We start from the raw sequence: 12,139 nt of genomic DNA on the forward strand, positions 1-12,139 counted from the left end.
CCTACATTTGCCCTGCTACATTTGCCACCATGCATTTACAAAACATACTCCCCTTTGATGGTACGGTAAACTACTACGGCAAGGTAATGGGCACCGCCGAAGCTGATAGTTACCTGCAAATACTACTGGATACTATTCAATGGAAAAACGACGAAGCCAGGATCTTCGGGCGGCATATCATTACCAAACGCAAGGTAGCCTGGTACGGCGATCAGGATTTCGACTATGCTTACTCGGGCACTACACGCACGGCTTTAGCCTGGACCCCCGACCTGCTGGCCCTGAAAGCCTTAACCGAACAACTTACCGGCGAGCATTATAACTCCTGCCTGCTTAACCTGTACCACACCGGCGACGAAGGCATGGCCTGGCATAGCGATGATGAAAAGATGCTGGGCAAGGATAGCACCATCGCCTCCCTCAGCTTCGGCGCCGAACGGAAGTTCAGCCTGAAGCACCGGGTAAGTAAGGAAGCCGCATCGCTAATGCTGGAGCACGGCAGTTTGCTGGTTATGAAAGGCACCACACAAACTCACTGGCTGCATAGTTTGCCCAAAAGTAAAAAGGTGAAGGAGCCTCGGGTTAATTTAACATTTAGGACGATGGTGGCTGGGCGTTAACGAAGATTTAACCACAAAGTCCACAAAGGGAGGAGCCACGAAGGGCACAAAGCTATTTTATGAATTTAATTACTTAGTGACCTAATTCTGAACACAAAGCTATTTTAGAAATCTTATCTTCCTTAGTGACCTTTGTGCTGAAGTATCAGCAAATCCTTAGTGGGCTTTGTGGTTAAATTCACCCCAACATAAATGTTAATAAATTTTACGCATTCTATTGATAGATAATAAAAAAGATACTATCTTTGCACCTCTTTTAGAAGGAATTTAAGAAATGAAAAAAGACCTGCATCCAAAAAATTATAGATTAGTTGTGTTTAAAGATATGTCTAACGAGTACTCTTTTATCACAAAATCATGCATCGATAGCCGCGAAACAGTAAAATGGGAAGATGGCAACGAGTATCCGTTAGTGAAACTGGAAATTTCGCACACCTCGCACCCGTTCTATACCGGTAAAATGAAACTGGTTGATACTGCAGGTCGTATCGATAAATTCCGTACCCGTTACAACAAAAAATAATTGTACTTATAAAATAAATAAGTTTGAAAGTCTCCCGATACATCGGGAGACTTTTTTATTTTTGCCACATGGCCATCATCCTGTTCGACGATAACTCGTATCAAAACCTGCTCCCCTTAGTATTTACGCGCCCGGTGGCCAACCTGCGTATCGGCATCATGACCATTGCCGAAAAATGGGCCAAACACCTGGGGCAGGCCTACTCGTGGCATACCCGCGCTTACCTGCAAGGTAAGTTCCCTATCAATATTACGGCCGATAACCTGTTCATCAACGGCGCTATCTGTCCCGATGAGGCCCTGCTGGAAGCGGTTGACAAACTACAGATAGGCCAGGCGCTAAACTACCAGGACCAGCTGATTGCCGTGCGCCTGGATGCCGGCGATGCGGCTAAGTTTGATCCATCAACCAAATACCTGGCTGCCAGCGTTACGCACCTGCCGGTGCATATCCGTTACCCCGAGTATATTTTCCGTTATAACGATATCGAACTGCGCAAGGATTTCAGCCTGATCACCAAAGGCCGCGAAAGCGCGGTGATGAGCGCCACCAACACCATTATCGGTACCGATTTTTTTGCCGAGGAAGGCGCACTGAGCGAGTGTAATACCTTTAATACCACCAACGGCCCCATTTACCTGGCCGCCAATACCGAAATTTGGGAAGGCACGCATATCCGCGGGGCTTTTGCCATTAACGAGCATTCGCAGGTTAAAATGGGGACTAAAATATACGGCGCCACCACCATTGGCCCTTATTGCCGTGTAGGCGGCGAGGTTAATAATGCCGTGATATGGGGCTACAGCAATAAAGGGCACGAAGGCTATTTAGGCAACGCGGTAATTGGCGAGTGGTGTAACCTGGGTGCCGATACCAATAACAGCAACTTAAAAAATAACTACGCTGAGGTAAAGCTGTGGGATTATGCCACACAGCATTACCGCAAAACCGGACTGCAATTTTGCGGTTTAATTATGGGCGACCATGCTAAGAGCGGCATTAACACCATGTTTAATACCGGTACAGTGGTAGGGGTAGGTGCCAATGTTTTTGGCCCGGGCTTCCCGGTTAACCACGTGCCCGATTTTAGCTGGGGCGGCGCCGATGGCTTTGAAGAATACCGCATTACAAAAATGCTGGAAACCACCGCCAAAGTATTCGCCCGCAGGGAGCATCGTGCATTTGATGAGAACGAGCAGGCGATTTTGAAGGAAGTGTTTGAATTAACACGAACCCCCTAACCCCCTGAAGGGGGAACGAAATGGGGCAATACAATATATAGAATCAACTAATTACAAATAAATATAAACCAAAAATTCCCCCTTTAGGGGGTTAGGGGGTATCATGAGAAAAAAAATAGTAGCCGGCAACTGGAAAATGAACATGGATTACAACGAGGGCCTGTCCTTGTTTTCGGAAGTAGTCAATATGGTAAAGGACGAAGTGACTGGCAGCCAAACTGCTGTGGTATGCAGTCCGTTTATACATTTACACAGCCTGGCGCAAATGGCTAAGGGGTATGCTAAGGTTGCTGTTGGCGCGCAAAACGCCCACCAGGCCGAAAGCGGCGCTTACACCGGCGAGATCTCGGCTAAAATGATCAACTCGGTTGGTGCTACTTACGTGATATTAGGCCACTCGGAACGCCGCCAGTATTTTGGCGAGGATAACGCCCTGCTGGCCAAAAAAACCGATACGGTATTAGCCAACGGCCTGAAACCCATCTTTTGCATTGGCGAAACATTGGACGAGCGTAACGCCGAAAAGCATTTCGATGTGATCAAATCGCAATTAGCCGAAGGTGTTTTCCATTTAGATGAAACGCATTTTGCACAGTTAGTTATTGCTTACGAACCGGTTTGGGCTATTGGTACGGGTGTAACCGCATCATCGGCACAGGCGCAGGAGATCCATGCTTTTATCCGTAAGGAAATTGCCGCTAAATACAGTCAGGCTGTAGCCGATAACATGACTATCCTTTACGGTGGTAGCTGCAACCCTAAAAACGCGGCTGAACTATTTGCCCAACCCGATATTGACGGCGGACTGATAGGCGGCGCTTCCCTGAAATCGCGCGATTTTGTGGATATCGTAAAAACGTTTAATTAATATTAGTCCGAAAGTCGGGAAGTCGGAAAGACCGAAAGCTATTTAAGCTGTTTGCATCTTTCCGACTTCCCGACTTTCGGTCTTTCGGACTGAAAGAAATGAGATTCTTAAAAGTAATCGTTCCGCCGCTTGTCGCGTTTTTTGTATTCGCGGTAGTGATCAAATACAATCCCCTGCATCATAGCTTCGAGGGATTGTCGGATATTGGCGATGGTTCGGCAGCAGGTTTGATTGCTTATTATAAGATCTTCGCGCCCTTTCAGTTTGTGATAGCGGTGCTTACCCAATACCTCATCATTTTACCCTTGTGGGATAAGATATTGGTACGCCATAAAGCAGCCATCGGTATTTTTATTGGTATCACCATCGTTTGCTTAATTGCGGCCGGTGGTATTGCCTATATGATATGGGACAGGGCAGTAGGTACCGAACACCTGATCCATATTGGCCTGTTTATGACCGGCGTGCAGCTGTTTTACTGGCTGGTAAACTTTTTAGTGCTATTGCTGTTGGATTTGAAAGCGTTCAGGAAAGCGAATACGGTGGAGGAAACCGGCAAAGAATAATCTTAATTTCTCATATCTCAAATCTAACATCTCATATCTACCCAATGAATTACTACGAACTCCATTTCACCACTCTCCCAACCGAAGATTTTCAGCAAGACCTGCTGATCAATGCTTTGGGCGAAATAGGGTTTGATACTTTTGAAGAAGTGGAGGCCGGCTTTAAGGCATATATCCCGGTTGATGTGTTTGATGATGAACGCCTGGCCGAGCAGCTGGCACCTTATCATGCCATGTTTACCTTCAGCTATGATATTCACTTGGTGCAGCACAAAAACTGGAACGAGATTTGGGAAAGCAATTTTGAACCCATGCAGGTAAGCGACCAGGTATATGTGCGGGCTACATTCCATCAACCACGGTTGGATTTCCCGTACGAAATCGTTATCGACCCTAAAATGGCCTTTGGCACCGGGCATCATGAAACTACTACCATGATGATGGAGCTGCTGCTATCGGCAGATGTAGAGGATAAAAATGTGCTGGATATGGGTTGCGGGACCGGCATTTTAGCCATACTTGCCTCTAAATTAGGCGCCGAAACGATCACGGCTATTGATTATGACGTGGTATGTTACGAAAGCACTATCGAGAATGCCGAACTCAATGGCATCTATAATATTACCCCATTGTGCGGGTCTAAAGAAGTGATCCCTTTTGATGCGGAATTTGATGTTATCTTGGCTAATATTAACCGCAATATTCTGCTTGATCAGATGCCTGCCTACAGTCAGGTTTTATGTGATGGCGGCGTGATCTATTTCAGCGGATTTTATGAAGCTGTGGATTTGGAAATGATCACAGCCGCAGCTTTAAAGCATGGATTAACCTATGTAAGTCATTTAAAAATGAAGGATTGGGTAGCCGCAAAGTTTGTGAAAGAGTAGACCTGGATTACATTAAAAATTAATTTGATTTCTGATGTGCCGTTAGGCACATTTGGTTGGTAGAAACATTAATCCAATTCACCAAGCGTTCCGATAGGAACGCCTCGTGTTCGTCGTTTTTATTTTCTACCAACCAAAAGTCCCGAAGGGACTTGAAAATATTAATTGTGGCGATTGGGCATTTTACGTTTATTTGTAACAGTTAATTTCCACAACTGCTACACTTAATGAAAGTACATTTTATAGCCATAGGTGGCAGCGCGATGCACAACCTGGCCATTGCTTTACACAATAAAGGTTTTAAGGTAAGCGGATCAGACGATGTACTTTTTGAACCATCGCGCACAAGGTTAGCCAGGTATGGTATCCTGCCGCAGCAGGATGGCTGGTACCCCGAAAAAATCACTGCCGATCTGGATGCTGTTATTTTAGGTATGCATGCCCGTATAGATAATCCAGAACTATTGAAAGCGCAGGAACTGGGCCTTAAGATCTACTCGTACCCCGAATATATTTACGAACAGTCGAAAGATAAATTACGGGTAGTTATTGGCGGCAGCCACGGCAAAACCACCATCACCAGTATGATACTGCATGTATTGCAGCACGCGGGGATGGATTTTGATTACCTGGTTGGCGCGCAGCTGGCCGGTTTTGAAACCATGGTAAAACTAACCGATAGCGCCCCTGTAATTGTAATAGAGGGCGACGAGTACCTGGCTTCGCCGATTGACAGGCGGCCGAAGTTTCATTTATATAAAGCTAATATTGCAGTCATCAGCGGCATAGCCTGGGATCATATTAATGTATTCCCAACCTTTGATAGTTATATCGAGCAGTTCAGGCTGTTTATTAAAACCATACAGCCGGGGGGCAAACTTATCTATAGCAAAACCGACGAGGTGCTAAATCAGGCAGTAGCGGAAGACAATTCTGCAAGGATTGATAAAATACCTTATGCTTTGCCATCATACCAAATATCAAATGGTATAACCGCCGTTATAACCGCCGGTAAAAGCTATCCGCTGGAAGTATTTGGCGATCATAACTTGCTGAATATGGAAGCCGCCAGGCTGGTTTGCCAGCAGTTGGGTATTGATAGCGCCGGGTTTTATCAGGCTATTACCACATTTAAAGGGGCCGCCCGCCGGCTGGAACTATTGGCAAAGAACGATAGCACTAATATTTATAAAGATTTTGCCCATTCGCCGTCTAAACTACGGGCAACTATACAGGCGGTAAAAACGCAATTCCCTGATAGGGGATTAGTAGCTTGTATGGAATTACATACTTTTAGCAGTTTAAACAAAGATTTTTTAAAAGAATATGCAGGTACGCTTGACAGTGCCAGCGAGGCTATTGTTTTTATAGACCGTAAAACATTTGAACAAAAAAAGATGGAACCTTACGATGCATCGGTGGTAAAAGATGCATTTGCAAAGGATAATTTACTGTTTTTTAACGACCCGGAAGCGATTAAAACCCACCTGGAAGGATTACAAATGAGCGGAAAAAACCTGCTGTTAATGAGTTCGGGGAATTTTGGAGGGATAGATTTATCAGCATTAGCTAATAAAATAATAAAAAATTCTATGAATTAATTAAATTTTTGAATATTAAAATTTAATTGTAACTTTATTAACTATTGAGAAACCTTTATCCTTAATTAATTATGAAAACCCTCGGAAAAAAAATCAGATTACTACGTCATCAAAAAGGATGGAGCCAGGAGGATGTTGCAAAGCGTTTAGATATCTCTATCCCGGCTTTCTCTAAGATAGAGACGGGTATAACTGATATTAATTTATCCCGGCTTGAACAGATATCAACATTATTTGAAATGACTGTAGTACAGTTGCTTACATTTAATGAAACAGAGCAGGACCAAAAGTTTCAGAACGAACTGGAGACAGTTAACAAGAAACTGATGGACCGCGAAACTGAAGTGATCGATCTGCAAAAGAAAGTGATCGAATTATTTGAAGAACTTCGCCACAACAAGGTTACCGCATAACAGCTATATCGCTTTTTATTTAACCACAAAGGCCACTAAAGTAAAAACTTTGCGGACTTTGTGGTTAATGCTATTTCACTATCCTTATTCCTAAAATACACAGCGCATGGTTAAATGTTTTTTACCAAAGGTTGCGCCTGTGGCTTCATGTATGGCCAGCATTTTATCATTAAAATCGCCCACCCACGATAGTTCCAGTTCCTGGTATTGGTTAAGCGGCAATACATATTCCTTCAGTTTAATAAACATGGCCGATTCCAACCCATGTTTTTGATACTTTTGTTTTGTACCCATTACAATGGCCCGCATGCGGGTTACGCCTTTCCATTTGTTGTATAAAAACTTGAGTTTTCCTAACAGGTCCAGCTTACCGTTTAATGGTTTTATCATTTGGTTGGCATCGGGCAGTATAATTACAAACGATGCAGGTTCGTTGTTTACATAAGCAAACCATATCAGCTTAGGGTCCATAATGGTCTTCATTTTATTAAAGCTTTCCAGTATGGTGGCCTTTTCTATCGGCACAAAGTTTTCAAAATCTTTCCAGGCATCGTTATAGATCTCCATAAAATCATGCGCAAACTGATCTATCTCCCTTACCTTTAAATGTTTAAAACTATATCCCGGTTTTTGCGCAACCCAGTTGGCTATTTTGGTAAAACGTTCGGGAAAAGGCTTGTAAACCGCCAGGTGATTAGTGATCTGCTGATATAATGTTTTAAAGCCGTAAGCCTCAAAAAATGCCTGGTAATAGGGTGGGTTATAGGTCATGCCGTAGGATGGCTGGGTAAACCCTTCAACCAGGAGGCCCCAAAAGCTATCGTTCTCGCCAAAGTTAATGGGCCCGTCCATGGCCTTCATGCCCTGCTGTATCAGCCAGTTTTTAGCGGTATCAAACAGCAGGAAAGCATAATCCTTGTTATCAATACATTCAAAAAAACCAATGCCGCCGGTAGGCTGTTCGTAATGGTAAGCTTTATCCTGATTAATAAAGGCAGCAATGCGCCCAACAGCTTGCTGCTGCTCATCAAGTAGTATCCAGCGGATACATTTGCCATGCTGATGGAAGTTATTTTTAGCCGGATCAAACACCGCTTCAACCTCCACATCAAGCGGGCATACCCAAATCTCATCGTTTTTGTAAACAAAGCGGGCAACATCCAAAAATATTTTTCTTGTTGATCTGTCCTTAACTTCAATAACGGTCATGCTGATGGCTTAAAAAGTACAATTATAAAAAAAGCATCCTGCGATTTAAACGGGATGCTTTTTTGCAATCATATATCAGCAATTAATAATCGTCGTCATCAAAATCGTCCAGGTCATCAATTTCCATGTCGTCCAAAGGCGCATCGTAATCGTCTTCATCATCATCGAATTTTTTCTTTGCCGGGGTGATATCATCATCATCGTCCAGGTCATCATTATCCGACGCGGCTTTCTTCAAGGGTTTTTTGGGCGTTTCCATAAGCGTTATCTTTAAAATCTTATCAAGATAAATTTAGTACAAATCTTTTTTTTGAACAAGTGTAAATATTGTATTTCAAAAATAATTAAAAACCGTTTTCGGCAAAAAAATATTAAAATTTATTCCTGCTGTTCGCCTATGCTAACGGCGGTGTCGATAAAGTCCTTAATTTGAGGTAATTCAGCTATATTGTTAATGCCAAAGTAATCCATAAAAAGCGGACTGGTAGCATATATTAATGGTTTTCCTACCGTTTCGGCCTTGCCTGCTATCACAATCAATTCTTTTTCCAGCAGTTTTTGGATCGAATATTCGCTGTTTACCCCGCGTATTTGTTCTACATCCAGTTTAGTTACCGGCTGTTTGTAAGCAATAATGGCCAATGTTTCTATAGCTGCCTGGCTCAGTTTCTTTTTTGATAGCTGTAACTGCAATTGGTTAATAACCGGGTGATATTCTTTTTTTGTTAAAAAAAGATAACCATTACCTATCTTAACCAATTCAATTGCCAAAACCGGGGCCTGGTATTTTATTTTAATACGATCAAGGTGCGCGTTGATCTCCTGTTCTGTAAAATCCTGTTCAAACGTTGCCTGCAGGCAATACATGATTTCCTCGGTGCGGATACTTTGCTCTGAAGCAAAGATCAGGGCTTCAATATGTTGTTCAATCTGATCCATTTTTTACTTTAACGATATAGCCTTTTGCTCTATTCCCCTAAGTGTTAAGATAGTTTCCTTTTACGAAAACCATCTTTGTTGTTTTTACGGTAAATATAGCAAACGATAAACATTACGCTATGAAAACATTATTTGATAAAGGAACTGATGTAAATATGGCCCGCCGGTCGTTTTTGCGTTATGCGGGTGCAGGGGCAGTAGCGGCAACAGGCGTACTGGCCGTTGCATCATGCCGTAAACACAGCAACGATGAAACTTTTAATACCATCGATATCGGATCGGGCGATATTGGTATTTTAAACTATGCTTATGCGCTTGAGCAACTGGAAGCAGCGTTTTACCTGCAGGTTGCCTTAACGCCCTACAACGGCATAACAACGGACGAGACAGCCCTGTTAACCGATATCAGGGACCATGAAGTGGCCCACCGCGAGTTTTTTAAAACAGCACTTGGTGCAAACGCCATTACCAGCCTTTCGGTTGATTTTAGTACGATTGATTTTAGCAGCCGTACCAAAGTGCTTGCCGCAGCACAGGCTTTTGAGGATACCGGGGTTACCGCCTATAACGGTGCAGGCTACCTGATACAAAATGCCGATTATTTATTGCTGGCCGGTAAAATTGTTTCGGTTGAGGCGCGGCACGCGGCCTATATCCGTAACCTGGTTAATTATGGCAGCTTTGCCGATAATACGGTACTGGATACCAATGCCATGGATAAGGCGCAATCTGTTGCGCAGGTATTGCGGATAGCTAATGCCTATCTGAAAACTAAAGTAAGTGCATCTTCATTTAACTACATCCCTTAATCAACACCGCCATGAATTTATCAGGAATTATTGAAGAAATTGAAAAAGCTGATCCCGAGTTTCAGGACAGGATCAGTCCGCGCCGCGATGCGATAAAAAACATGACCGGCTTTGGTACTAAAGTAGCGGTAGCCGCATTGCCTTTTGCATTAAGCGCTTTGCTTAAAAAGGCTTATGGCCAAACGCCATCATCGGCCGTGTTGGCCACGCTTAACTTCGCTTTAAAACTGGAATATTTCGAAGCTGCGTTTTATCGCAGTGGTTTAGCTGCTACAGGGTTAACTATCCCCGCTGCCGACCGTACCAACATTTTAGCGCCTATAGCCGCGCACGAATTAGCACATGTTAATTTTTTGCAAACAGCCCTGGGCATCAACGCGGTTACTAAACCTGCCGACAGCGCTTACGATTTTACAGCTGGCGGTGCCTTTGGTACAGTGTTTACCAACTACCCTACATTTTTGGCTGTGGCCCAGGTATTAGAAGATACCGGTGTGCGTGCCTATAAAGGGCAGTCGGGCGTTTTACTGAAAAATGAGACGTATCTTACAGCAGCGCTGAATATCCACTCGGTCGAAGCCCGTCACGCTTCGGCTATCCGTTACCTGCGCCGTACTACTATGGCGGGTGCGGGCGCTACCAAGCCGTGGATCACCGGTGCAAACGACACGGGTATTGGCGCTGTGGATGGTAATTACACCGGCGAAAACGTATCGGTACAGGCTACAGTTGATATTACAAAATTAGCCGGAGCTACAGTTGGGTCAACCATATCTTTATCAGCCGCTACCGAGGCTTTTGACGAGCCATTGACCATGGCCCAGGTATTAGCTTTAGTTGCCCCATTCCACGTATCTTAAGTGTAAATAGCTCATCAAAAGAAAAGCGTCCCTGATTTCAGAGACGCTTTTCTTTTGAAATAATGAGCGCTTATTGTGCCGAATAGATGAGGTAATCCTTACTGGTTTGCTGAACTGTAAAGTTGTGATAACCCGGGAAACTCTTCATATACACCCCGGCCTTTGCACCTTTAAAAGTAACTGGAAGCACCATATAAACCGGCCCTGCATGGCCTTTATAGGTATACAGGTTCTCGGCAACCAGGTCATCATCCAAAGGGTTGAAGGTAATAATGCGGTTATGCTTAATCTCTAAGCCAATATCATTGCTAATAAATACAAATATGGCGTTACGTTGCTGATCATCCAGCCGGGTTACATAATTCAGCGTAGGCTGATCAATAAATATCTGCGCCAGGCCCGTTGCGCCATGGGCTGCCTCATGTATGTTTTTGTTGTATTCGGCATGGATAAAACGGTAGTTTTTATATAAAATAAATACCCATACCAGCATCAAAACCATCCGGTATTGCGGCTTTATCCTGCTCAGTAAAAAGATGATGCCGGGTGTAATGATGAGCCCGATCAGGCGCATGTGCCGGGCCTCATACGATATATTGGCTTGCCTTAAAAAGTTGATGCCGTAAAATACTACCGCTACGGTATAAAAAATGCAGATCAATAAAACGTAATTTTTGTTGGGGTTGGTTTTGCAGATATAAACCACCAGCGCCAGACTAAGCAAGGCCAGTAATACCAATATGATAATGGGACGATTGATTATGCCACCGGTCAGGTCGTCAATTGAAAAACCGGCTAATAAGGGCGAGGCTAAAGGAAAGCTGGAGCTTTCCCAGGTTAGTTTTATGCCGAGCGAATCGGATGCGGGATTATCGCCTTTGGAAAGATAGGCAAACTGAATAATGGCTAACGACAGGATAGCAGGTACGCCAATAGTAAACCCGTTAATTAGCCAGTTGAGCAACTTTTTTCCGTTTGATAACCTGATCCAAAGGAATAATGCGCCTGAAAGGTAGATCCATAGGAAGGATGATTTGCAGAAAAATCCAACCAGGCCGGATAATAGTATAAAAACGATTAACAGCCAATCGGCTTTTTTAAAGCAGGCGCAGCCATACAAGAACCATCCCGAAAAAGCGAACAGCAATATCTCACCACCATTGTAAAAAACAAACGGAATAAAATAAGCTTGCTGACTGGCAATAAAAGCAATGCTGATAGCCGATATGAGGGAAGTGAAACCAATCTTTTTGAAAAAGGTATAAAACCCGGCTAAGCCAATAAATGAACCAATACCGGCTATCAATGCGGTTGACTGCCCCAAATTCAATTTAAACAAAGCGACAAAAATGTAAGGGGCCAGGTACTGTCCGGGCGACCACCAGGATAAAAATCTAAACGTATTTTTGGAGATATCCTCGGTATCGGGGTTTGCCAGGGTGTTGAAGGGAGCGCCCATTTGCATACTGCGCATAACATGGAAGCCCCAGCCCGGGTCGGGAAATATGGCCGGCGGGTGTATGAAAACCAATACGCTTATTATTAGTGTAACTAAACCCGTAAAGGCTAATATATATTTGGTAAGCAGGTTATCTGATGGCAT

Annotated in this window: 15 protein-coding genes; 11 read left to right on the forward strand and 4 right to left on the reverse strand. The window is 43.8% G+C overall.

Translation table 11 applies throughout. From position 1 onward, the window contains the following. Nucleotides 1–29: 29 nt before the first annotated feature. The 9 genes from AC07M6_RS00345 to AC07M6_RS00385 all read left to right on the forward strand — a co-directional run bounded on the left by AC07M6_RS00345 (nucleotide 30) and on the right by AC07M6_RS00385 (nucleotide 6,719). The gene (locus AC07M6_RS00345; protein WP_494886624.1) at nucleotides 30–620 is read left to right on the forward strand and encodes an alpha-ketoglutarate-dependent dioxygenase AlkB family protein; all 591 of its coding nucleotides are present in this window, start codon (nucleotides 30–32) and stop codon (nucleotides 618–620) included. A gap of 274 nt (nucleotides 621–894) precedes the next feature. Further along, nucleotides 895–1,143: a type B 50S ribosomal protein L31 gene (locus tag AC07M6_RS00350; protein WP_494886626.1), complete on the forward strand. Its 249-nt coding sequence runs from the start codon at nucleotides 895–897 to the stop codon at nucleotides 1,141–1,143. A gap of 68 nt (nucleotides 1,144–1,211) precedes the next feature. Then, a complete protein-coding gene (locus AC07M6_RS00355; RefSeq protein ID WP_494886627.1) occupies nucleotides 1,212–2,384 on the forward strand; it encodes a putative sugar nucleotidyl transferase in 1,173 nt (390 codons plus the stop codon). A gap of 103 nt (nucleotides 2,385–2,487) precedes the next feature. Continuing rightward, nucleotides 2,488–3,252: a triose-phosphate isomerase gene (gene tpiA / locus AC07M6_RS00360; RefSeq protein ID WP_494886629.1), complete on the forward strand. Its 765-nt coding sequence runs from the start codon at nucleotides 2,488–2,490 to the stop codon at nucleotides 3,250–3,252. 98 nt (nucleotides 3,253–3,350) lie between these two features. Continuing rightward, the gene (locus tag AC07M6_RS00365) at nucleotides 3,351–3,818 is read left to right on the forward strand and encodes a hypothetical protein (RefSeq protein ID WP_494886630.1); all 468 of its coding nucleotides are present in this window, start codon (nucleotides 3,351–3,353) and stop codon (nucleotides 3,816–3,818) included. 44 nt (nucleotides 3,819–3,862) lie between these two features. Further along, on the forward strand, nucleotides 3,863–4,705 hold the full coding sequence (gene prmA / locus AC07M6_RS00370; RefSeq protein ID WP_494886631.1) for a 50S ribosomal protein L11 methyltransferase: 843 nt from the start codon (nucleotides 3,863–3,865) through the stop codon (nucleotides 4,703–4,705). A gap of 106 nt (nucleotides 4,706–4,811) precedes the next feature. Next, on the forward strand, nucleotides 4,812–4,904 hold the full coding sequence (locus AC07M6_RS00375; protein ID WP_494886633.1) for an AgrD family cyclic lactone autoinducer peptide: 93 nt from the start codon (nucleotides 4,812–4,814) through the stop codon (nucleotides 4,902–4,904). 28 nt (nucleotides 4,905–4,932) lie between these two features. Further along, nucleotides 4,933–6,306, forward strand: a complete 1,374-nt coding sequence (locus AC07M6_RS00380; RefSeq protein WP_494886634.1) for a UDP-N-acetylmuramate--L-alanine ligase — start codon at nucleotides 4,933–4,935, stop codon at nucleotides 6,304–6,306. 71 nt (nucleotides 6,307–6,377) lie between these two features. Then, nucleotides 6,378–6,719: a helix-turn-helix domain-containing protein gene (locus AC07M6_RS00385; RefSeq protein ID WP_194106140.1), complete on the forward strand. Its 342-nt coding sequence runs from the start codon at nucleotides 6,378–6,380 to the stop codon at nucleotides 6,717–6,719. 90 nt (nucleotides 6,720–6,809) lie between these two features. Here the strand turns inward: AC07M6_RS00385 and AC07M6_RS00390 are convergent, their stop codons facing one another. The 3 genes from AC07M6_RS00390 to scpB all read right to left on the reverse strand — a co-directional run bounded on the left by AC07M6_RS00390 (nucleotide 6,810) and on the right by scpB (nucleotide 8,867). Then, a complete protein-coding gene (locus tag AC07M6_RS00390) occupies nucleotides 6,810–7,928 on the reverse strand; it encodes a GNAT family N-acetyltransferase (protein WP_494886636.1) in 1,119 nt (372 codons plus the stop codon). Nucleotides 7,929–8,010: 82 nt separating this feature from the next. Beyond that, nucleotides 8,011–8,187 (reverse strand): hypothetical protein, encoded by a 177-nt coding sequence (locus AC07M6_RS00395; RefSeq protein ID WP_494886637.1) that lies wholly within the window; start codon nucleotides 8,185–8,187, stop codon nucleotides 8,011–8,013. A 119-nt stretch (nucleotides 8,188–8,306) separates the two neighbouring features. Next, entirely contained in the window at nucleotides 8,307–8,867 is a 561-nt protein-coding gene (gene scpB / locus AC07M6_RS00400; protein WP_494886639.1) for an SMC-Scp complex subunit ScpB, read from the reverse strand. Nucleotides 8,868–8,986: 119 nt separating this feature from the next. Here scpB and AC07M6_RS00405 point away from each other — a divergent pair, with 119 nt between their 5' ends. Both AC07M6_RS00405 and AC07M6_RS00410 read left to right on the forward strand, forming a co-directional pair. Then, on the forward strand, nucleotides 8,987–9,676 hold the full coding sequence (locus AC07M6_RS00405; RefSeq protein ID WP_494886641.1) for a ferritin-like domain-containing protein: 690 nt from the start codon (nucleotides 8,987–8,989) through the stop codon (nucleotides 9,674–9,676). 11 nt (nucleotides 9,677–9,687) lie between these two features. Further along, nucleotides 9,688–10,536 (forward strand): ferritin-like domain-containing protein, encoded by an 849-nt coding sequence (locus AC07M6_RS00410; protein WP_494886642.1) that lies wholly within the window; start codon nucleotides 9,688–9,690, stop codon nucleotides 10,534–10,536. Between the two features lie 70 nt (nucleotides 10,537–10,606). Here the strand turns inward: AC07M6_RS00410 and AC07M6_RS00415 are convergent, their stop codons facing one another. Beyond that, the gene (locus tag AC07M6_RS00415) at nucleotides 10,607–12,139 is read right to left on the reverse strand and encodes a hypothetical protein (protein WP_494886643.1); all 1,533 of its coding nucleotides are present in this window, start codon (nucleotides 12,137–12,139) and stop codon (nucleotides 10,607–10,609) included.

Source organism: Mucilaginibacter sp. GW821-FHT07H05 (assembly GCF_059418485.1).